Below are 21,872 nucleotides of genomic sequence, written 5' to 3'. Positions count from 1 at the left end.
GCGCGATGGCAGGCTATCAACCGAAAAAGCGTAAGATGACCGCAGAGATCAACGTCGTGCCCTACATTGACGTGATGTTGGTACTGCTGATCATCTTTATGGTGACTTCACCGTTTGTGACGCAAGGGGTCGATGTCGAGCTACCTAAGACCTCCACCGCCAAACCTGCCTCAGAAATGGCGGGAGACAGCGACGCGAGCTTCATCATTGTCGAAATCGACAGAGATGGAAACTTGGGGCTAAGTGTCAACGACGAAGACGTGGTGCGCGGCTTATCACTGCAAGACATTATCGTGCGAGTTAAAGCGGAGCTCTCGCTTAAGCCAGACTCACCGGTTGCGGTGGGCGGCGACGCGGCCACCCCTTATGCCGAAGTTGTCTTGGTGCTGGATGAGCTCAGCCGTGCGGGCATTCCTAAAGTCGGCCTCCTGACAGACATCAAAGAGTAAGTGCTCCTAATCTATGAAAGAAAAGAAGTCTCTATTTCGTGAATACAAAAAGCCCATACTGATTTCAGTTGGGCTTCATGCGGCTTTGGTGGTGGCACTGATTTGGGGAACGGATTTCACCATGTCGACGCCAAAACCAACGGGCCAGCTCGTGCAAGCGGTGGTCATAGACCCCAGTGCGGTGCGCGCGCAAGCACAGCAAATTCGCAGCCAGCGTGAAGAGGCCGCGAAAAAAGAGCAAGAGCGTCTCGATAAGCTGCGCCGAGAAAGTGAAAAGCTTGAGCAGAACCGTAAAGCGGAAGAAGAGCGTATTCGCAAGCTAAAAGAGCAGCAAGCGCAAGAAGCCAAAGCGGCGCGCGAAGCAGAAAAACGCCGTGTTGAGAAAGAAAAGCAGCGCGAAGCGGAAGAGCAGCGCGTAGCCAAACTTGAGGCGGAGCGCAAAGCGAAAGAAGAAGCGGTGAAGAAAGCAGAGCAAGAACGCCTAGCCAAAGAGGCGGCGATTGCGAAAGCAGAACAAGAGCGTGTCGCTCGTGAGAAAGCCGCGCAAGAGGCGCAAGAAAAGGCGCGTCGTGAGCGTGAAGCGGCGGAAAAAGCGGAACAAGAACGCATAGCGAAACAAGAAGCAGCGAAGAAGGCTGAGCAAGAGCGGATTGAAAAAGAGCGTGCAGCCAAAGAAGCCGCAGAAAAAGCGCGTCAAGAGCAGGAGCGTTTGCAGCGACTGGAACGTGAGCGCAAAGAGCAAGAGGCGGCGCTTAACGATATCTTCGCTGGCCTAGAGTCAGAGTCACAGAGTAACAGCAGTGCGCGTTCACGCCATGTAGCCAGTGAAGCGGACCGCTACGGAGCGATTTACACCCAGCTGATCCAGCAGAATTTATTGCTTGAGGACAGTTTTCGGGGAAAGTCTTGTTTGGTTAACCTGCGCTTGATACCCACGGGATCGGGCGCGATTGTTGGTAATTTGAGCGTTCGAGAGGGTGATAGCCGTTTGTGCGCCGCGACCAAGAGTGCGGTTGCCAAAGTCGGCACCTTTCCGCTGCCAACCGACCAAGACATAGTGAACAAGTTAAAAGACATCAACTTACGAGTAATTCCTGAGTAATTCAGGATTGAGTAAAAGGAAATGCTTGTGTTAAAGCGATTAGTATTAGGATGGGTGCTCACCACTATGAGCCTGTTTCAAGTAGCCAACGCGGCCTTGGAACTTGTTATTACCGACGGTATTGATTCTGCGCGTCCCATCGCGATTGTGCCTTTCCAATGGGAAGGGGCAGGCAAGTTACCTGAAGATGTGTCTAACGTGATTGCATCTGACTTGCAGCGCAGCGGTAAATTTAGCCCAGTGGCCACCAGTAAAATGCCACAAACGCCGTACAACGAATCTGACGTCAACTTTGATGCTTGGACGAGCATCGGTGTGGATGCTCTGGTCACCGGTAGCATTAGCCAAAATGCGGAAGGCAATTATGTGATCAACTACCAGCTAGTGGATGTGGTACGTGGTCAGTTGACGCAAGGGCAGAGCAAAGCGCTCAGCGACGATGGTCAACTGGTCCTATCAAAAGATCACGTGCTGTTTAACAAGCGTGCCACAGTACCGGGCGATCGCATGCGTGAGTACGCGCACCGCATTGCCGACCTTGTCTACCAAGAGCTGACCGGTGAACGCGGCGCCTTTCTGACCCGTATTGCCTATGTGGTTGTCAATGACAAAGAGGCGTTCCCTTATCAGCTTCGCGTCGCCGATTATGATGGCTACAACGAGCGTTTAGTGCTGCGCTCTAAACAACCATTGATGTCACCAGCTTGGTCACCGGATGGTCAGCAGCTTGCCTATGTGAGCTTCCAAAACGGCCAAGCAGAAATCTACATCATGAACATTTACACCGGCAAGCGTGAAAAAGTGACCTCTTATCCGCGTCACAATGGGGCGCCACGATTCTCACCAGACGGCAGTAAGTTGGCGCTGGTGCTGTCAAAAACCGGTAACTTGCATGTGTATACTCTAGACCTAAACAGTCGCAAGTTAACTCAGGTAACGACGGGCCGCTCGAACAATACGGAGCCGTTTTGGCACCCAGATGGTAAATCTCTGATCTTTACCTCGGATCGGGGTGGAAAACCTCAGATTTATCAAGTAGATTTGGCAAACGGGTCATCCAGCCGAATCACTTGGCAAGGAAGTCAAAATTTAGGTGGACAAATCACGCCTGATGGTCGTTTTCTTGTGATGGTTAACCAAAGCAATACCGGTTTTAACCTAGCAAAACAAGACCTAGAAACAGGGGCGGTACAAATCCTAACGAAAACACTGCTCGATGAATCTCCGAGCATAGCGCCAAACGGTGGCATGGTGATTTATAGTTCGATCTATAACAAAGCCAATGTGCTGTCCATGGTCTCCATCGATGGGCGTTTTAAAGCGAGATTACCAGCGACAAACGGACGTGTTCGTGCACCTGCATGGTCACCATTTTTGTAGCAAGTAAATACCTAAAATAAGGAAAATCAACAATGCAACTTAATAAAGTGTTTAAGGGGCTTCTAATTGCGCTTCCTGTCCTTGCAGTTACAGCATGTAGCTCAAGCGACGACGCAGCTAACGCTTCTGGTTCTGAAACTAACCAATCAGTTCAAGGTTCAGCGAACGGTACAGATACCACTATGGTCTCTCCTATCGATCAAAACGCTCAACTGTCTGAGCAAGAACTAAAAGAGCAAGCGCTACGTGAAACGCAAACTATCTACTTTGCTTTCGACAATGCAACTATCGCAGCAGATTACGAAGAGATGCTAGCAGCACACGCGGCATACCTAAGCAAAGATCCTGCGCTTAAAGTGACTATCGAAGGCCACGCGGATGAGCGCGGTACGCCTGAGTACAACATTGCCCTAGGTGAGCGTCGTGCAGAAGCCGTAGCGAAATACCTACAAGCACTTGGTGTTCAAGCTGATCAAATCGCTATCGTAAGCTACGGTGAAGAGAAACCTCTTCTTCTTGGTCAGTCAGAAGATGTTTACGCTAAGAACCGCCGCGCTGTTCTAGTGTACTAATTCGAGGATTGCCTCATGTTCAGTAACTTAAAGCGAGCGTTTACGCTGACGTTACTGGCAAGTGCAGCGAGCTCTGTGCTCGCTGCACCAGCCCCAGTATCTGATCTCGGCAGTAGTGGCAACGGCTCTGCGTCGACATCCGTTGTGCGTAGTAACGAGTCAGACGTAGAGCGTCTTGAACGCTTATTAGAAAACCGCAACCGTGTGCAGCTACAAATGCAGCAGCAACTTGATGGTATGGCGCTAGAAATCAGCGACCTTCGCGGACAAATCGAAAAGAATAATTACGACATGCAGCAAATGCTGCAACGTCAACGTGAGCTGTTTATCGAGCTCGATAAGCTGCGCGCTCAAGCCAGCGCCGCGCCTGCTGTCGTCCCTGCGGATGCAGCAGACAACGAGCCGACCGGCACTTTCAGCTCCGATGCGAGTGAGCAAGAAGCCTATCAAAACGCCGCCGATCTTGTGCTGAAAAAGCGCGATTACACCGGCGCTATCGCTGCATTTAAACAGTTCCAGCAAGACTACCCAGATTCTAGCTTTGCGCCTAATGCCCACTACTGGTTAGGACAGCTCTATTTCGCTAAGAAAGAAGACAAAGAAGCCGTGAAAAGCTTTGCCGCTGTGATTGCCTATCCAGAGTCCAACAAGCGTGCAGACGCACTGCTCAAATTGGGTGACATTGCTAAGCGCAACAACAATGAAGCTCAGGCGAATAAGTACTACCAACAGGTGGTCGATGAGTACCCTACCAGCGCATCCGCCAATATGGCAAAGGAACGCATGTAGACTCTGTCTCGTTGCGTGTCTCGTCGCCCTGGGGCAACACATCATCAACAAGAAGGAGCGCATGTCGCTCCTTCTTCATTTTGGGTTCGATAGCCTTTGTCTCTTACGCATAAGCAGCGGTTCTAAGGATGAGGTGGAATCTACAACACACTTGGGGTTACAATATTCGGACTACTGGAAGTTGCGTAGAGCAAGAGCAATGAGCCACATACTCGATAAAATTGAAACCGTTTACCCATTCCCTCCTAAGCCCGTTCCGCTGACGGATGCAGAAAAGCAGGCCCACGTGGCCAACATTAAAGCGCTGCTGAAAGAAAAAGACGCGGTACTGATTGCCCACTACTACACCGATCCTGAAATTCAGGCGTTGGCAGAAGAAACCGGCGGCTTCGTGGGTGATTCGCTTGAGATGGCGAAGTTTGGTAACCGTCACCCAGCCAGCACTTTGATCATTGCGGGTGTTCGCTTTATGGGTGAATCTGCAAAAATCCTCACACCTGAAAAGCGTATCTTGATGCCAACCCTAGAGGCGGAGTGTTCTCTTGATTTAGGCTGCCCAGCGGATAAGTTCAGTGAGTTCTGCGATGCACACCCTGATCATACGGTGGTGGTGTACGCCAACACGTCTGCTGCGGTAAAAGCGCGCGCTGATTGGGTGGTGACGTCGAGTATTGCACTCGAAATCGTCGAACACTTAGACGCGCAAGATAAGCCGATCATCTGGGGCCCAGATCGTCACTTAGGCTCTTACATTGCCAACAAAACAGGCGCAGATATGCTGCTTTGGCAAGGGGAGTGCGTGGTTCATGACGAATTCTCCGCAGATGCACTGCGTAAGATGAAAGCCGTCTACCCTGATGCCGCGATTTTAGTTCACCCGGAATCTCCCGCTAGTGTGGTCGAATTGGCCGATGCGGTTGGCTCGACCAGCCAGCTGATCAAAGCCGCTAAGGCTCTGCCGCATAAGCAGATGATCGTCGCGACGGATAAAGGCATCTTCTTCAAAATGCAGCAATTGGTGCCAGAGAAAGAGCTGATTGAAGCTCCAACCGCTGGTGCGGGTGCAACGTGTCGCAGCTGTGCACACTGCCCTTGGATGGCGATGAATGGCCTTAAAGCGATTGAAACGGCCCTGCGTGATGGCGGCAAAGAACACGAAATCTTTGTGGATGAAGCGCTGCGAGTGAAATCACTCATCCCGCTCAACCGCATGCTTGATTTTGCGGAGCAGCTTAACCTGCAAGTGAAAGGCAACGCCTAATCTTTGATGCGTTAAACGCCTACTGAGAGAACCAGCCATTGTGTTAGCGCATTGGCTGGTTTTTTTCGTTGTAGGGATCCGCTAGTATGAAAGCCATAGACGCCAATATCGGAACAGTAGAGACTCAGCATGACATTGTGGCTCACCTTTAGAAAGTGGATGATGACGCACTTGTTCAAACTCAGTGCACGCAATGTGCTGATTTTGTTTTTTCTCTACGTGTTGATTGCATGGGTCTTGCTTGATGCCAGTGGTGAGCAAGCGCTCACACAAGATATTTCAACCTATTTTTATTTTTTGATGGTGACCGCCTCGACCGTGGGTTATGGCGATCACTCACCGCAGACTGCCGCAGGAAAATGGGTTGTGATGTTGTTTGTCATCCCTGGGGGTTTAACCTTGTTCGCGGCCTTAATTGGACGACTGGCGGGCAGTGCGGTGGACTATTGGCGAGCCGGTGTATTAGGAAAACGGAGAGTGGGTGTGGAGAATCATATACTACTGTTGGGGTGGAACGGGCAGCGCACGATGCATTTGATTCGGATGCTTCAGCACGAGGAAGCGGGCAAGCGCCCGATTGTACTGTGTAGCCGCTCAGACATCGAAAACCCATTGCCTGGTGAGATTGGCTTTGTGCGAGTCACCAGTTATACCGACCAGCAAGAGATGGCGAAAGCTTCTATCACCGATGCGAGCTGTATCGTGGTCGACAATCTAGAAGATGACATCACGCTCTCTGCGGCTCTCTATGCGGCGAACGTGAACCCCAAGGCTCATTTACTCGCGTACTTTAAAGATGAGGCGCTCAGCCAGCTTCTTAGCCAGCATTGTCCGAATGCCGAGTGTATACCCGCAGTAGGCGCCGAAATGCTCGCCAAAGCGGCCGTTGACCCGGGCTCTAGCGCTTTGCATCAAGAGTTGCTTGCTTCGACGCGGGGTATGACGCAGTACTCCACCACGTTACCAACTGGCTTTATTCAGCGCGACATCGCGCCTATTTTTGATTACATGAAGCGAACTCACCAAGCGACATTGATCGCAATTGATATTGGTAAGGGGATTGAGCTGAACCCGGATTTAGATCGGCAAGTCAAAGCGGGCGATAAGCTGTTCTATATTTCAGATGAACGAATCGAGTCGTTCCAGTGGCAAAAGTTGGATTAAAAAACGCGGCGTGATGCCGCGTTTTTCGTTTCCATTCAGGGATTAATCTCGCTCCGCCAGCATTGAGCCACGCATGGTAAGGCCGCATAGCATGGTAGGTACGGCGTTGAAAATCTCTTCAAACTGCTCTAAACCCTCAATACCTTGATCGGCCAAGGTGGCGATGGAGGTCTCGGGATCGTACAACATGCTGATAGAAAGCAGTACCCCACCCAATAGCGCGTTATCTTCGCTCTCTTCTGGCATAATGGTTTCCCAATCATCGCGCGCGAGTTGCCAGCCCTGCAGTAAGCCTTCGCAGAAATCGCGAGTCGCTTCGTTAACGATCTCTTCTTCATCAATCTGACAGCTCTCTGGCCATTGCCATTCATTATTTAACAGGGCAGGGCGGTACTCATTCCACATCGCGATCACCGCTTCAATGTAGGACTCAAGCTGCTCACCATCGGAAAACGGAGCGACGTCTTCACCGCCCCATAAGAATGGAAGCCACTCTTCCGGTGCCAGCACGTTGGGTGCCGCGGCCATGGAAGTCACAAAACCGCGAGTTTTGTTTTCGTTAATAAGTCGGCCTTCTAGTTCTGGCAGAGCAAGGATCTCTTGTAGCGTCAAAATGGGTTCCATTGAGTTTTTGAGTTGTGATGGAGCAATGTTAACAGTCTCTTTCTGAGAGAAAAAGGTTGAACCCTAGTGATATCCGCTATAATTTTTTAGAAACAGTAAAAATTCAGACGTTTATGAAAATTCGTTCTTCCCTCAAGCGCAAAAGTAGTTATGCGCTGGCGCTCTATTTGGCGCTGGCGGTGACGCTCATTGGTACCGTCAGCTACTTGGTGGTTGAGCCACCGATTCGCGATCAGTTGGAAGCGAATTTGGATCTGCGCACTGAGCTCCTGTCGGCGCAAATCGAAGAACCGATCAATAGCTCGCTGGGCATTTTGCAAAGCATTGTTGCCATCGGCAGCAACAACGAGCCGCAAGATCATCAAGAACGGATTTTGTACAAACTGTTTGAAACGCTACAGGGCATCACTGTCAGCGGTGGACTGTGGCCGGCCTCGAACCAAGAGGGCACTCAAGACGCGCGTGAGACGCCACACCAAAGCCTGTTCTTTAACCGAGCCAGTGATGGTCTGATAGACAGAGTACGCTCATGGGATAACCCTGCTTTAGGGGGGTATCAGCAAGAACCTTGGTTTATAGCGGCGGTGGAAAAGCCTGCCGGTTACGTCGCATGGTCTGAAGTCTATATTGACCCGTTCACCCACATTCAGATGATCACCGCTTCCTCGCCATACTATGTAGACGGGCGCTTTGCCGGTGTCGCGACCGTCGATATTTCATTATCCAGCTTGGTGAAATTTGTTCGCCAACATGCCGAGCAGTACGATCTCGGCGTCATCTTGCGCGATGCCTACGGAGACTTGGTGACTGAGCACAATTTTCAAGTCGTGAGAGGGATGTACATCAGTCGCTTCCAATTTGGTGAGTTTAATTGGAGCGTCGACGTGATCAACGCCAAGCGTCTTGTGACTGAACAAGTCTATGAAGTGGTTTACAAAGTGGAGGCGGGGATTGTCCCCATCATGCTGATCTGCGTACTGGTTGGGTACTTTTTGATTAACCGCTACCTCATTTCTCCCATCGTCTATATCGCCAAAAAAGTGGACGATTCCCGCGAAGGTGGCGTGATAGACATTACCTACAACAGCCAAGATGAAATTCGCCACCTTATCGACACGTTTAACCAAAAGACCGTGTATCTCGATGCGGAAAAACGCAAGGCGCAGGCCTCGACTGAAGCGAAAAGTGCGTTTTTAGCCTCGCTGTCTCACGAAATACGCACACCGATGAATGGCGTCTTAGGTACGGCGCAGATTCTACTCAAAACCGATTTAGATGATGAGCAGCGCAAACATATGAAAACCCTCTATGACTCTGGGGATCACATGATGACGCTGCTTAATGAAATTCTCGATTTCTCCAAAATTGAGCAAGGTCGTCTAGAGCTCTCAAATCATCCTTTCCCGCTTGAATCTATCATCGGCAGCGTAAACAGCGTCTATTACACCCTATGTAATGAAAAAGGACTCAAGTTTAACGTGCACAGTGACGTACCGGATGGACGTTGGTACTGCGCCGACAAAGCGCGTCTAAGGCAGATCCTATTTAATTTACTCAATAACGCGGTGAAGTTTACATCTCGTGGCTATGTGGAAGTACATTTGAGTGAACAAAAGCGTGATGGGAAGAACTACCTCGACATCGAGGTCAGAGACTCGGGGATCGGCATCGCCAAAGAAGCGCAAGGGAAGATCTTTAATCCCTTTGAGCAAGCAGAGTCTTCAACGACACGACGTTACGGTGGAACAGGGCTAGGCCTCTCAATCGTTAAACAGATTTGTGAACTGATGAACGGCGAAGTAAGCGTAACCAGTGAGGTCGGGATTGGCTCGAGTTTTCACATCAGCATCGAAATGGTCATCAGTGACATTCAACCTGTCGAAATGGCTCAGCGGCGCAAAGTGGACTACAAAGGGCTTAAGGCACTGATTGTGGAAGACAACCGCACCAACTCCGTCATCATGAGCACGTTTTTGGCCAACAAAGGCTTTACATGTGATTGTGTCGATAATGGCCAAAAAGCCATTGATGCGATTGGCTCAACGCACTATGACCTGGTGCTGATGGACAACCACATGCCCGTAATGGATGGGATCGAGTCCACCACAGCGATTCGAGCGCTCCCCGATGGCCATGCCAGCACCTTGATTTTTGGCTGTACGGCCGACCTGTTCAAAGAGACACAAGACAAAATGTACGCCGCAGGTGTGGACGCCATTATCTCCAAACCCATCGATGAAACCGAGCTTGACGACACACTGTTCCAGTTTACTCATCGTCTGTACGGTTCAATGAGCGCAGTCATTTCAAACGAAGAAGAGTTAGAGAAAGCACTAGTGAGTCTGTTCGTAGCGATTGAAAATCAACAGTTTGAAGAAGCACTGACCTACGTTAAAACGATTCAAGCCAGTGTCGACTCGTCGAAAAGTGCCAACTTACGTCAAGCCATCGACAACCTTCACGGTGACATAGAAGCCAAGCGTACGCCGAGCCAAATCGATTTGGATACTCTCGCCGTTGAAGCGAGTCGGAACCTCTAGAATTGGCTGCCACATTCACCTCAATACTATCTGAATGCTCGTTTTGCTCAGAAAACACACAAAGGTCAAAAAGGTAGTGAAAAATGCTACCTTGCTCACATTATTTGGTGGGTTATTGACCAAGCTTACTTAAATTCGAGATCAAAAACTGCAAATTTACTGTTCTAATAGCGCCATCAACTGGGTGATGTTTTTATCTTAGTTGTATGTGTTGCTGTTTGTGTGTTGTTTTAGTTTATTGTTTGGTGAGTAAAATGAGGCCTAGAGCGCCGTTTTGTATTCGTCATGCCGCTGCAGATACCTTTGCAATGGTCGTGTTTTGCTTTATTTCCGGAATGATCATTGAGATCTTTATCTCTGGTATGACATTCGAGCAGTCTCTTGCATCAAGAACGCTGTCTATTCCCGTCAATATCGCCATCGCATGGCCTTATGGCGTGTTTCGTGACTTTGTATTGCGCCAAGGGCGACGACTTTCTCCATCAGGTGCAATGAAAAGCGTCTCAGACTTGCTGGCTTACGTGCTGTTTCAATCCCCAGTCTATGCCGGCATCCTTCTGGCCGTGGGGGCATCCACCGATCAGATCATGACGGCCGTTGCCTCGAACGCTGTCATCTCATGTGGTATGGGTGTGTTGTACGGCTATTTTCTCGACCTATGCCGCAAGTGGTTCCGCGTTCCGGGTTACTACCAACGCGCGTAATTGCATGAACCTTAACCACTTAACCCAATAAGTAGCCAAACAAACCCAATGACTTGGCTTTTTTTGGGAATGGGTCTTGACCTAAGGTAATAGAATCATTAAATTAGCGCCTCGTTGGTGAGCAACACCAACCACAATTTGATTCGGTGAGTTGTCCGAGTGGCTGAAGGAGCACGCCTGGAAAGTGTGTATACGGCAACGTATCGAGAGTTCGAATCTCTCACTCACCGCCACATTCTAAGAGGTCTGATTTATCAGGCCTTTTTCTCATTTTAGGGCTGTGTGCTATCAACCGAAAGGTACAAAATAGCAGACAATGACAGCTAGATTACCAAGTTATACATCCCGACAATGCACCTACCTTGTTCGTAGCAGAACAGGTATTTACTCGTTTCGCTGGAATATTCTCGCCACTGGTAAGCATCACCAGCCTAAACTCTCACTGAAAACCAGAGATTTCTTAACGGCAGTTCGCTTCGCCTCCGACCTAGCAAGTAGGCTCCTTCCCTTGGTTAATCCGACGATTGATGAAGTTAAATCTATTTATGATGACTTTAGAGGCAAAAAAAGAAAGGAAAGCCAACTGCTTAGCAGTATTGATATCATGGCGAGTCTTTCAGATTTGAGCGTGAAAAGCCAAATAGAATACCGTAATTGCTGGACTGGCTTTGTAGAGTGTTTATGTAGTTCGACTACTTTAGACAGCATTCGGCAGGCTCATATTGAAAAGTGGAAAGAGAAGTGGACCCCAATGGTTGGACACATAAGCTAATTCCTTAAGTGGTTGGTCCAGCTCATGCTGCGTATCTCTGCCTGCCGAGTTAGGCTTCATCAGGGGTGAGGTTATTGAGTCCTTGATGGTTACGCTCCTCATTATAAAACACCATGTAGTGACCGATTTCAAGCTCGGCTTCACGCGGTGTGGTATAAGCTTTTAAGTAAATCTCCTCATATTTCAGGCTTCGCCATAATCGTTCGATGAAGACATTGTCGATCCAACGACCTTTCCCATCCATGCTGATCCGTACATCATGGTCGATTAACTTCTGTGTGAACTCAGCGCTGGTAAACTGACTGCCTTGATCTGAGTTGAAGATATCGGGTGGTCCATAGTGCTTAAGCGCTTCTTCAAGAGCCTCGATACAAAAGCTAGTATCCATGGTGTTAGATAACCGCCAAGACAGCACCTTACGGCTATACCAATCGATGATGGCAACAAGGTAGAGGAACCCTTTAGCCATCGGGACATACGTGATATCAATTGCCCACGCTTGGTTGGGGTAAGTAACTTCGATGTCACGCAATAGGTAGGGATAAACCTTGTGTGCTTTGTTCGCCAGTGTCGTTTTGGGCTTGGGATAAATCGCTCCAATGCCCATTTCACGCATGATCCGAACGATACGCTTGCGATTAACCTTATGGCCTTTTTTAGCCAGCTCCGTTCGAACACGCCTACTGCCCATGAACGGATACTGAAGATGAATTTCGTCAATCATACGGCGCAATTCAATCTCCTCAGCAGAAAGTCCGATGGGCTGGTAATAAGCCGTAGAGCGAGCAATATTGAGAAGCTCGCACTGGCGCTTTATCGGTAGTTGGGTGGATTTATCCAGCGAACTCTTTCGCTGCGCTCGATCTAACGACCGAGCACTTTCGCCAAAAAATCATTTTCCATGGTCAACTGACCGATCTTAGCGTGAAGTTTGTCCACTTCTTCAGAATTATCTTTGCCCAACTGACTTTCAGAGGCAAAGATCATGGCTGCATTTTCAAGCAGCTCTTTCTTCCATGTTGAGATCTGGTTGGGATGCAGGTTGTACTTCTGTGCTAACTCAGCGACAGTTTTATCACCTTTAGCGGCAGCCAATGCCACCTTAGCTTTAAATTCGGGAGAATGGTTTCTGCGTTTTCTAGTCATAATCTGCTCCAGTATTTCTGGGTGCTATCAAAACAGATCAATCACTTAAAGTCATGTCCGAAAATCGGGGACCACTTCTCTTCTTTGGCTGAACAAAGGTACTCCCTTTGCTTATTGGTGAGAGTTGGATCTGTGCTTCAGTAAAAGTTGATGCAATAGCGCCAACAAGCTCTGCTGGCAAAATCTCCTTAAGGTTTTGCTCAGCAAGTGCGAGTATTATTGGCTCGCGCGCCGCCAAGGTGCGTTTCTGGTTACTGCGACGGCTGTAGCCATATGGTTTATCTCGGGTGTCTTTCTCTACGTCAAAGTAACGAGTGACAATGTCAAGATTGCGCTGGATAGTGCGTATATCTCTGACTAATCCCGCTTCATCAAGGCTTCTTTTGAGCTCTTGGGCCTTGACCTTTCTACTTTGTGGGATGCGCTTATACAGCTCAAAAGCAAAACGGATGTGGTCCACTGTGCTAGGTTTTGTGTATTTCGCCATAAGTGTTTACTTTTCTTCAGGCAAAACAAACCCGTGCTTGACGCGTGTGCGAAAAACAATGGTGTAGTTGTGCGTGGTTTTGAATAGAAACTAAATTACTTTGCGGAGCGGCATTACCTGCCGCATTGGATTGGGTATGACTGAAATGGTGATCGAGGACTCCTTTTGTAGGTGTATATCCTCTAGGTGACAGTGTTTGAGAATGGTTTAAATCGATAATCGTATTTTTAGTTTGTGGCCGATTGCACATGCATCTTGTAGGGCGTATGAAAGCTAGATATCGAGAAAAAGAGTTTCGTACTAGATATAGATCACCTTAGTTAATACTCGGTCATGTAAAATGCAGTTGCATATAACGTTTCAACCGACAACTTTTGACTGCATGTTTCAATGATTAAATTACACATCAAAACAAATTTTTTAGCTGGTCTATTTGGTAAAAAGCAAAAGGTCGAGTTTGATCAAAATGGTATTACTACTTTTTCTGATGATAGTAAGGCTTTTTATCCGTGGGAGAGTATTGATAGCCCTCCTGCTGTTAAGCTCAGCTTTTGGGGTGGAGTGTTATCGTTTACGGCGAATGACAATGAGCTATCTATCCCGATGTTAAGCTATTTCCTCGGATACAAGTATAAGTACTCATTCTTTCCTTTCTGGGCTAATAGTAATGCACAGAGATTGCGCCCTTTCTTGGACGAAGTTGAGTTAAGTTCAACGTCCAGGTTTCTGAGAACCTCAGAAATTAATAACTTTCAAAAATTCGCCACTGAACAAGCTAAGAGATGGAAAGGGTGGCACTTAGTACAAGGGCTGACAGAGCAAACTAAGGCGGTAGCTAAGAAATTAGAGGCAGTATGCTCATGGGGTCATTCTGATATTGCCAATATCCGCCAGAGCTACGTTAACAAGCAGTTAACGGAATACGCAGCTTTTTTTGAAGAGGTTGAATCTAATCCATTAACAGAGAAGCAGCGAATTGCTTGCATTACTGACAATGATAATAATCTACTCTTAGCCGGAGCTGGTACTGGTAAAACAAGCGTAATGGTCGGTAGAACCGGATATTTGATTCAAAGCGGTCAAGCTGCGGCAAATGATATTCTTTTATTGGCCTATGGGCGCATCGCTGCAAAGGAAATGGACGAACGAATTCGAGATAAGTTAGGTTTTGATGATGTGCGAGCGAGTACATTCCATAGCTTAGGAATGAAAATTATTGCTCAAGTAGAAGGGTCAAAACCTACACTATCACCGTTTGAAGATGACGCGAAAGCGAAATCAAGCTGGATGAACAATACCTTAGAGCAGTTGATGCTTGATGATAGGTATCGAAAATTGTTGCTAGAGTATTTTAGTGCTTACTATTACGTTGATAAGAACCCTTTTGATTTCAAAAGTGAGGGAGAGTACTTAAAGTACCTTACCGACAATGACATTCGTTCGCTAAAGGGAGACCAGGTAAAGAGTTATGGTGAAGTCGTTATTGCCAACTGGTTGTTTAGAAAAGGGATTAACTATGAGTATGAGCCGAGTTATCGGTTTGATGTAAGTACTGACGAGTATCGACAGTATCACCCAGACTTCTATTTACCCGATTATGATATTTACATCGAATACTATGGTACTGATGAACATGGAAATACGCTGCCATGGATTGATAAGGATCGATACAACGCATCGATGGAGTGGAAGCGTAAAACTCATGAGCATTATCAAACTGGCTATATAGAGGTGTTCTACCATCAGCATAAAGCTGGTGCCTTACTTAGTGTTCTTGAAAGCCAGTTATTAGAAAGAGGGGTTGAGTTTAACCCTAAGCCTCAGCAAGAGCTGCTAGATAATTTGAAGCAGTTGGGCCAAGTAACAGAAGTAGCGAAACTATTTAGCGCTTTGGTTGATATGTATAAAGCCGCTTGCCTCGACCAGGTGGCGATAGAGAGCATAATTCGTAATTCAATTGACCCCAAACAGACTGAAAAGGCATTAGAGCTTTTATACCCCTTGTATCATCGGTACGAAGTGTTTCTCCATGAGAAACAATGGATAGACTTCAATGACATGATTGGGAAAGCATTGAAATACATTCAGTCCGGGCAGTTCGTGTCGCCTTGGAAGTACATTTTGGTTGATGAGTTCCAAGACATTTCAGAGCCACGAGCAAGGCTTGTTAGAGCCTTAAGAGATTCTCTCCCAGGAACGTCACTGTTTTGTGTTGGAGACGATTGGCAAGCGATCTATCGTTTTAGTGGCGCAGATGTAAAGCTAACTACAAGTTTTAGTAATTACTTTGGAGCAACTTCCGAAACCAAGTTAGATTTAACTTTCCGCTTTAATAGTGCGATTGGAAATGTAGCAACGCAGTTTGTGACGCAGAATCCTGTTCAAATCAAAAAGGACATCCAGTCGCTGGTTAAGGTCAACAAACCTGCGGTATCTATTCTACGTCAAGGAAAGAATGAGCAAGGATCATCACCGCTAGATAAGGCTTTGAATGCGGTAGTGGCTTGCGTTAACAACTCGGGAAAACCAACGCAAAACAAAGTGTATCTTTTAGCAAGATTCTGGCATCAAATGCCGGACTTCCATCAGCTTAAGGAAATAAATCGGCAATACCCATCTCTTGAGGTTGTCAGCCAGTCTTTTCATGCATCTAAAGGTAAAGAAGCGGATTATGTGATCATTATGGGGCTGATGACGGGTAAACATGGCTTTCCATCCCAGAAAGTCACACCGCCGCTGGTAGATGCACTCTTGCCTAAAGGGGATGACTATGAATTTGCTGAAGAGAGGCGGCTTTTTTATGTCGCTTTGACTAGAGCGAAGCATAGAGCTTATTTACTGGCTGACATGACGGATGTCAGTGATTTTGTCGTTGAGCTAATCAAACAAAAGTACTTTGTGGATACCGATGAATTTGATGCTTCGTTTGTACAGAAGCTATTTGAGCAGATTTCTTGCAGTAGCTGTAAAACCGGGATCTTGAAAGAGCGTGTAAGTCGATATGGCAAATTTCTATCTTGCTCTTTTTATCCGCGCTGTAAACACAAAGAAACCCCTTGTGATCAATGTGGCAGCCCCATGAGTAGTACCAGTAAGCCAGGTTTCCAGGAATGCATCAATGAAGAGTGCGGAGATATAAGGCCATTGTGCAAGCGCTGTGGAAGTGAAATGAAATTCAGAAACGGCAAGTATGGACAGTTTTGGAGTTGCTCAACATATCGAAAAGGCGTAGATAAAAATTGTGGATACACAGAAAATGCTAATGTGCAATAGTACTTAGTAGCGCGTAAGAAAGCAGTCAGTCTATAATCCCGCAGATATTGGCTGGTAAGTCCAAATAAACGTAACGGATATCAATGTAACTGATTGTATATCCTGGTATATTGCCGAAATTAAAAGCCAAAATGATTAGGGTCTATAGTGCTCCCAAGTTATCAAGATTTAATGAAGCCAGTGTTAGAGGCTACGAAGGATGAAGAAGTAAAGCTCAGCAACGTTGTAAACTTGCTAGCAGAGCAATTCAATCTGTCAGAAGACGAGAGAACAGAGCTTCTTCCTAGCGGGCGCCAAGCAGCTTTTACAAATCGCGTTGGATGGGCCAAAACCTATCTCGCGAAAGCGGGTCTTTTGGACTCAACAAGGCGTGGTCATTTCGTGATAACAGACTTGGGGAAAGAAGCTCTAAACAGTGGAGAAGAGATCAACAACCAATACCTTAAACGTTTTGATGACTTCAATGCGTTCACCAAGCAAAAGAGCGATGATTCAGAAAAAGTCGAAGAAACAACTGTGTCTGATAATGATGCGACACCAGATGAGCTGCTAAGAGCTGCTTACAAACAGATTAATGACGCGTTAGCCTCAGACATCCTGTCTCGAACACGTAAAGTGTCTCCAGCCTTCTTTGAGCAATTACTTATCGACCTGCTACTCGCAATGGGTTATGGCGGAAGCGATGAGGGCATGGCTCACACTCTTGGTAAAAGTGGTGATAACGGTGTTGATGGCGTGATTAATCAAGACCCACTTGGAGTTGACCAGGTTTACGTCCAGGCTAAGCGTTATGCAGATGGTAACAATGTTGGCGCTGGTGAAATCCGAGACTTCTTTGGTGCGCTTAATCTGAAGAAAGCACAAAAAGGTATTTTCATTACCACATCAGAATTTACCTCATCAGCAACTCAGACGGCGAAAGACCTAGGCATGCGCATCGTGCTTATCAATGGTAAAGAGTTGGCAAAACTCATGCTGCGTTACAACATTGGTAGCCGAGATGAGCAGGTGTTGTATATCAAGCGTATCGATGAAGAGTTTTTTGAAGGATAGCCCACGATGGATAAAGAGTTAACGCCAGAAGAGCAGGCGCGATTAATCATAGATCAAAAGCTGGTGGATGCAGGTTGGACTATCCAGGATAAGAAACGTCTCAATCTTTACGAAGGCCAGCAAGGCATCCACGGAATCGCCATTAGAGAGATGGATACGTCCACAGGTCCAGTGGATTACATGATTTTCATTGATGGCAAAGCATGCGGCGTTATTGAGGCTAAGAAAGACGGAGTCTCTCTAGGCGGAGTCGCAGGGCAAAGCGAGCGTTATAGTTTATCGAAATCAGCATTCACACAGCGTTGGATGGATGAACTACCGTTTACTTACGAAGCAACCAGTGAAGAAATTCGTTTTTGTGACTATCGAGATCCTAAAGCACGTAGTCGCAATGTCTTCCATTTTCATAAGCCAGAGACATTGAAAAAGTGGTTAGAGGAAGAGCAAACACTTCGTGCGCGTATGCTGGATTTACCTGAACTCGATACGCAAGGCCTTCGCGATTGTCAAATCGATGCTATTAATGGGATAGAAGATTCACTGAAAAAGAACAAACCCCGTGCACTATTGCAAATGGCAACTGGCTCGGGGAAAACCTTTACTGCCGTTACACAAATATTTCGTTTAGCAAAATACGCCAAGGCTAAGCGTGTTTTGTTCTTGGTCGATAGAGGTAATCTAGGTCGACAGGCCAAGAAAGAATTTGAGCAGTACGATACTCCTCTTGATGGTCGAAAATTTACGTCTCACTACAATGTAAATATTTTGGGTACCACAGGTGTTGCAGATACAACGAAAGTGACTATCTCGACAATCCAACGACTTTACTCACAGCTTTCAGGCTCAGAGCTCGATGAAGACGCTGATGAGCGTTCTGGATATGAAGTAGAAGCAGATAGCGATGCTAAACAACCTCGAACGGTAAACTATAACCCAGCGATACCGATTGAGACCTTTGACTTGATCATCATCGATGAATGTCATCGCTCAATATATAACCTATGGCGTCAAGTGATCGAGTATTTCGACGCATTTTTGATCGGGCTTACGGCAACACCAACCAAGAAAACCATCGGTTTCTTCAATCAAAACTTGGTCTCTGAATACACTCATGAAGATGCAGTCATCGATAAGGTAAACGTCGGTTATGATATCTACCGAATCAAAACCAAAAAGTCAGAGGAAGGGGATTTAATAGAAGCTGGGACCGCCGTACAGATCCGGGACAGGTTGACTAAGAAAAAGCGTCAAGAAGTTTTAGATAAAGACGAGAGTTATAACAAAACCCAGCTAGATCGAAGCGTTATTGCGCCTAACCAAATAACAACCGTTCTAACCGCTTTTAAGGATAGATGTTTACCTGATTGCTTTAGTGAACGTTCTTGGGTCCCTAAAACCCTGATTTTTGCTAAAGATGATGATCACGCAGATCGTATCGTAGATAAAGTTCGAGAAGTATTTGATGAAGATAATCACTTTTGTAAAAAGGTGACCTATCGGGTTGGTAAAAAGAAAGCCGAAGACACCATTGCAGAATTTCGAACAAGCCCAAGACTGCGTATTGCAGTTACCGTAGATATGATCGCGACAGGCACGGATATTAAGCCTCTTGAGTGTGTTATCTTCATGCGAGATGTTCGCAGCCAAGCCTACTATGAACAAATGAAAGGGCGTGGTACTCGAGTAATTGATACCAGTTCTCTGCACCTCGTTACGCCGGATGCAAAAGCAAAAACCAAATTTGTCTTAGTTGATGCCGTCGGAGTGACAGAAACAGACAAAACGGAAAGCCAAGCGATGGAGAAGAAACCATCAGTGTCTACTGAAAAACTGATGGAGCAAATTGCTAGGGGTGACCGAGACGCCGATACACTACAAAGCTTGGGTAACCGCTTAATCCGCTTAGATCTAAAATTAGACGACAAGCAGCGAGCAGAACTAACGAAGTTAATGGGCAAACCACTTGCGCTCGTGGCGGGTGAGCTAATACATGCAACGAATGAAGACTACCTTGAGCAAGAAGCGATAGAAAAGTTTGGCACTGACGCACCAACAGTCGAGCAGCGAGATCAAGTTTATAAGCCTTTAGCCGATGCTGCCGTTAAACCATTTCACAACCCTGATGTACGAGAACTGGTAGAAAAGGTTAGGCGCAGTACGGACCAAATCATTGATGAGAGTGCTGATGAACTGATTGATGCAGGCTTTGATGCTGAAAAAGCCGAGCACATTATCAAGAACTTTAAGCAGTTTATGGATGACAACAAAGATGAGCTCACCGCAATTGAGTTAATTTACAGCAAACCGTACCAACAACGACATTTGAGTTACGATCAGATTGAAGAACTTGCTGAAAACATCCAAGCGCCGCCTTATAATCTTGCCCCTATTGAAGTGTGGAAGGCGTATGAGCAGCTCGAAGCTGCAAAAGTTAAGGGGGTTCCACCTGCGACCTTGCTAACTAATATCGTAAGCTTGGTTAGCTATGCTACAGGCCTAAAAGAGGTACTCGAGCCATTTCCTGAGGTGGTCGAGCGACGTTTTAGTGCGTGGTTAAGCCAGCAACAGCAAGTTGGTGTTGAGTTTGATGAAAGCCAGCTTGAATGGTTGGAAATGATAAAGCAGCAGATTGCCCAAAACGCAGAGATGATGATAGAAGACTTTGATTATGCGCCGTTTAACCAACAAGGTGGGGTGTTCAAAGCGAAGCAGTTATTTGGTGACAAACTGGATAATGTAGTAAATGAATTGAATGGTTACTTGATAGCTTGATGAAAATAAAAATGAATAATGACAGTATGTTAGATAGTAATTGGGCGTTTGCCACGCTAGATCAGATTATTGCGCATGATGGCGTGTTCACCGATGGAGATTGGGTTGAGAGTAAAGACCAAGACCAAAATGGTGATGTACGCCTGATCCAATTAGCTGATATTGGCGATGGTGAGTATAAAGATAAGTCTTCTCGATTTATGAATTTTGATACAGCAGAAGACTTACGGTGTACTTATCTTGAAAAAGGTGACGTTTTAGTTGCTAGGATGCCAGATCCTCTAGGTCGAGCATGTATTTTTCCAGGTGATGACAAGAAATCAGTAACTGTTGTAGATGTATGTATCTTAAGGCCAAATACTTCCAATATTGATAACAAATGGTTGATGTATTGGATAAATTCTCCAGTTTTCAGAAATAAAATTGCAGCACTACAGAGTGGTACAACTAGAAGAAGGATTTCGAGAAAGAATCTTGCCTCGATAGGTTTTCCTGTGCCGCCGAGTCGTTTACAAGTAACGATACGTGAAAAAATCGAAGAGCTTTTCTCTCATATTGACGCAGGAGTTGAAGGGCTAAAGCAAGCAAAAGCTAAGCTACAACAATACCGCCAGTCGGTTCTTAAAGATGCAGTTACAGGAAAGCTAACAGAGCAATGGCGTGCACAAAACACAGACAAGTTAGAGCCTGCTGAACAGTTACTAGAACGTATTCTCGACGAGCGCCGAGCGAACTGGGAAGCAGAGCAGCTTAAAGCCTTTGAAGAGAAAGGTAAGACACCTAAGAACGATAAATGGAAGGATAAGTATAAAGAGCCCCCTCAGGCTGATCTGTCTTCCTTACCTGAAATACCCGATGGTTGGACTTGGACTACTATAACCCAGCTCGGTGAGTTGAATAGAGGCAAATCAAAGCATAGGCCACGTAATGACCCAAGCTTATATGGCGGAGATTATCCGTTTGTTCAAACTGGTGACGTGCGTGCAGCAGATGGTCTTTTAACAACTTATAAGCAGACTTATTCAGAAAAAGGGCTTTCTCAAAGTCGTTTGTGGCCAAAAGGTACAATGTGTATCACAATTGCCGCAAATATTGCTGAAACAGCGATACTTGGTTTTGACGCATGTTTCCCTGACAGCGTAGTAGGTTTTATCCCTCAAAATGAAAGTGTTTCAGTTGAATATATTGAGTTCTTCTTTAGGACAGCCAGAGAAGACCTCGATCGCTATGCTCCAGCGACAGCCCAGAAAAATATCAACCTAGCAATAATAGAGACGGTCTCGGTACCGTTTATGTCAATTGAAGAACAAAAAGAGCTAGTTCTGCAAGTGACAGAAAAGCTTGAGGCTACGAACAGAGCAGAGGCTACCATTGATGAGAAGATACAACATTCGGCTTCTTTAAAGTCGTCAATCTTGGCAAAAGCATTCTCTGGCGAGCTTGTACCAAATAGTTGTGCTGAAAATGCACTAGAACTATTGGAAAACATTAAGGCAGAAAAAGAAACGATGGCAGAAACAAAGCCAAAGCGTTCTACTAAGAGGAAAAAAAAAGTGACTTCAGGGCGTAAACCACTACTAACCGTATTGAATGAACAAAGCGAACCATTAAAACCTGATGAGCTCATGCAATTGGCTGGATATTCATCTAATGAAGTTGAAGAATTCTATATCAAGTTAGCCGAAATTGCTGAACAAGTAGAACAGCTATCGCCAGATACGGAACAGATTAAAAACTGGCCTTACGAGAAAGAGTCTGAGATCAAATTAAAGCTGAAGGGTTAG

17 protein-coding genes and 1 tRNA gene are annotated in these 21,872 nt (G+C 46.4%); 15 read left to right on the top strand and 3 right to left on the bottom strand.

Annotation, left to right across the window (positions count from 1 at the left end; genetic code table 11):
- Positions 1–5: 5 nt before the first annotated feature.
- The 7 genes from AC6R0L_RS15910 to AC6R0L_RS15880 all read left to right on the top strand — a co-directional run bounded on the left by AC6R0L_RS15910 (position 6) and on the right by AC6R0L_RS15880 (position 6,717).
- Complete coding sequence (locus AC6R0L_RS15910; protein WP_487902661.1) at positions 6–449, top strand: ExbD/TolR family protein; 444 nt, start codon at positions 6–8, stop codon at positions 447–449.
- A gap of 13 nt (positions 450–462) precedes the next feature.
- Positions 463–1,551: a cell envelope integrity protein TolA gene (gene tolA, locus AC6R0L_RS15905; RefSeq protein WP_487902660.1), complete on the top strand. Its 1,089-nt coding sequence runs from the start codon at positions 463–465 to the stop codon at positions 1,549–1,551.
- A gap of 27 nt (positions 1,552–1,578) precedes the next feature.
- Positions 1,579–2,931, top strand: a complete 1,353-nt coding sequence (gene tolB / locus AC6R0L_RS15900; protein ID WP_334550956.1) for a Tol-Pal system beta propeller repeat protein TolB — start codon at positions 1,579–1,581, stop codon at positions 2,929–2,931.
- Between the two features lie 32 nt (positions 2,932–2,963).
- Positions 2,964–3,503, top strand: coding sequence for a peptidoglycan-associated lipoprotein Pal (pal, locus tag AC6R0L_RS15895; protein WP_334550954.1), 540 nt, complete (start codon positions 2,964–2,966; stop codon positions 3,501–3,503).
- A 15-nt stretch (positions 3,504–3,518) separates the two neighbouring features.
- Positions 3,519–4,292, top strand: coding sequence for a tol-pal system protein YbgF (gene ybgF / locus AC6R0L_RS15890; protein WP_500629736.1), 774 nt, complete (start codon positions 3,519–3,521; stop codon positions 4,290–4,292).
- A gap of 199 nt (positions 4,293–4,491) precedes the next feature.
- Positions 4,492–5,553 (top strand): quinolinate synthase NadA, encoded by a 1,062-nt coding sequence (gene nadA / locus AC6R0L_RS15885; RefSeq protein WP_334550951.1) that lies wholly within the window; start codon positions 4,492–4,494, stop codon positions 5,551–5,553.
- Between the two features lie 129 nt (positions 5,554–5,682).
- Positions 5,683–6,717 carry an ion channel gene (locus AC6R0L_RS15880; RefSeq protein ID WP_500629735.1) on the top strand — a complete coding sequence of 345 codons (1,035 nt, stop codon included), beginning with the start codon at positions 5,683–5,685 and terminating at the stop codon, positions 6,715–6,717.
- Positions 6,718–6,759: 42 nt separating this feature from the next.
- Here AC6R0L_RS15880 and AC6R0L_RS15875 read toward each other — a convergent pair whose 3' ends face one another.
- Positions 6,760–7,329, bottom strand: a complete 570-nt coding sequence (locus tag AC6R0L_RS15875; RefSeq protein WP_500629734.1) for a UPF0149 family protein — start codon at positions 7,327–7,329, stop codon at positions 6,760–6,762.
- Between the two features lie 125 nt (positions 7,330–7,454).
- On the opposite strand from AC6R0L_RS15875, the gene AC6R0L_RS15870 reads away from it, so the two are divergent.
- From AC6R0L_RS15870 to AC6R0L_RS15855, 4 genes are all read left to right on the top strand, one after another.
- Positions 7,455–9,881, top strand: a complete 2,427-nt coding sequence (locus AC6R0L_RS15870) for a hybrid sensor histidine kinase/response regulator (RefSeq protein WP_500629733.1) — start codon at positions 7,455–7,457, stop codon at positions 9,879–9,881.
- Positions 9,882–10,135: 254 nt separating this feature from the next.
- On the top strand, positions 10,136–10,585 hold the full coding sequence (locus tag AC6R0L_RS15865; protein WP_487902653.1) for an L-alanine exporter AlaE: 450 nt from the start codon (positions 10,136–10,138) through the stop codon (positions 10,583–10,585).
- Between the two features lie 145 nt (positions 10,586–10,730).
- Positions 10,731–10,818: transfer RNA gene (locus tag AC6R0L_RS15860), tRNA-Ser, on the top strand.
- Between the two features lie 83 nt (positions 10,819–10,901).
- Positions 10,902–11,357 (top strand): hypothetical protein, encoded by a 456-nt coding sequence (locus AC6R0L_RS15855; RefSeq protein ID WP_500629732.1) that lies wholly within the window; start codon positions 10,902–10,904, stop codon positions 11,355–11,357.
- 49 nt (positions 11,358–11,406) lie between these two features.
- Here AC6R0L_RS15855 and AC6R0L_RS15850 read toward each other — a convergent pair.
- Positions 11,407–12,503 (bottom strand): IS3 family transposase gene (locus AC6R0L_RS15850; RefSeq protein WP_500629731.1). Its coding sequence is split into 2 segments (ribosomal slippage): positions 11,407–12,251 and positions 12,251–12,503, totalling 1,098 coding nucleotides; the frame shifts between segments, so codons are not numbered across the junction.
- Positions 12,504–12,540: 37 nt separating this feature from the next.
- Positions 12,541–12,990, bottom strand: coding sequence for a hypothetical protein (locus AC6R0L_RS15845; RefSeq protein ID WP_500629730.1), 450 nt, complete (start codon positions 12,988–12,990; stop codon positions 12,541–12,543).
- Positions 12,991–13,380: 390 nt separating this feature from the next.
- On the opposite strand from AC6R0L_RS15845, the gene AC6R0L_RS15840 reads away from it, so the two are divergent.
- From AC6R0L_RS15840 to AC6R0L_RS15825, 4 genes are all read left to right on the top strand, one after another.
- Complete coding sequence (locus tag AC6R0L_RS15840; protein ID WP_500629729.1) at positions 13,381–16,263, top strand: UvrD-helicase domain-containing protein; 2,883 nt, start codon at positions 13,381–13,383, stop codon at positions 16,261–16,263.
- 147 nt (positions 16,264–16,410) lie between these two features.
- A complete protein-coding gene (locus tag AC6R0L_RS15835; protein ID WP_500629728.1) occupies positions 16,411–17,316 on the top strand; it encodes a restriction endonuclease in 906 nt (301 codons plus the stop codon).
- Positions 17,317–17,322: 6 nt separating this feature from the next.
- Entirely contained in the window at positions 17,323–20,088 is a 2,766-nt protein-coding gene (locus AC6R0L_RS15830; RefSeq protein ID WP_500629727.1) for a type I restriction endonuclease subunit R, read from the top strand.
- A gap of 11 nt (positions 20,089–20,099) precedes the next feature.
- Entirely contained in the window at positions 20,100–21,872 is a 1,773-nt protein-coding gene (locus tag AC6R0L_RS15825) for a restriction endonuclease subunit S (protein ID WP_500629726.1), read from the top strand.

It is taken from the genome of Vibrio sp. R15-SG3-ISO1A, from assembly GCF_059833955.1.
This window is presented reverse-complemented; position numbering and strand designations above follow the sequence as displayed.

Coding starts and splice junctions, on each gene's coding strand:
- AC6R0L_RS15830 (WP_500629727.1), top strand. CDS start 17,323: ATGGATAAAGAGTTAACGCCAGAAGAGCAGGCGCGATTAATCATAGAT.
- AC6R0L_RS15845 (WP_500629730.1), bottom strand. CDS start 12,990: ATGGCGAAATACACAAAACCTAGCACAGTGGACCACATCCGTTTTGCT.
- AC6R0L_RS15910 (WP_487902661.1), top strand. CDS start 6: ATGGCAGGCTATCAACCGAAAAAGCGTAAGATGACCGCAGAGATCAAC.
- AC6R0L_RS15825 (WP_500629726.1), top strand. CDS start 20,100: ATGAATAATGACAGTATGTTAGATAGTAATTGGGCGTTTGCCACGCTA.
- pal (WP_334550954.1), top strand. CDS start 2,964: ATGCAACTTAATAAAGTGTTTAAGGGGCTTCTAATTGCGCTTCCTGTC.
- nadA (WP_334550951.1), top strand. CDS start 4,492: ATGAGCCACATACTCGATAAAATTGAAACCGTTTACCCATTCCCTCCT.
- AC6R0L_RS15865 (WP_487902653.1), top strand. CDS start 10,136: ATGAGGCCTAGAGCGCCGTTTTGTATTCGTCATGCCGCTGCAGATACC.
- AC6R0L_RS15840 (WP_500629729.1), top strand. CDS start 13,381: ATGATTAAATTACACATCAAAACAAATTTTTTAGCTGGTCTATTTGGT.
- AC6R0L_RS15855 (WP_500629732.1), top strand. CDS start 10,902: ATGACAGCTAGATTACCAAGTTATACATCCCGACAATGCACCTACCTT.
- AC6R0L_RS15870 (WP_500629733.1), top strand. CDS start 7,455: ATGAAAATTCGTTCTTCCCTCAAGCGCAAAAGTAGTTATGCGCTGGCG.
- ybgF (WP_500629736.1), top strand. CDS start 3,519: ATGTTCAGTAACTTAAAGCGAGCGTTTACGCTGACGTTACTGGCAAGT.
- AC6R0L_RS15880 (WP_500629735.1), top strand. CDS start 5,683: ATGACATTGTGGCTCACCTTTAGAAAGTGGATGATGACGCACTTGTTC.
- tolA (WP_487902660.1), top strand. CDS start 463: ATGAAAGAAAAGAAGTCTCTATTTCGTGAATACAAAAAGCCCATACTG.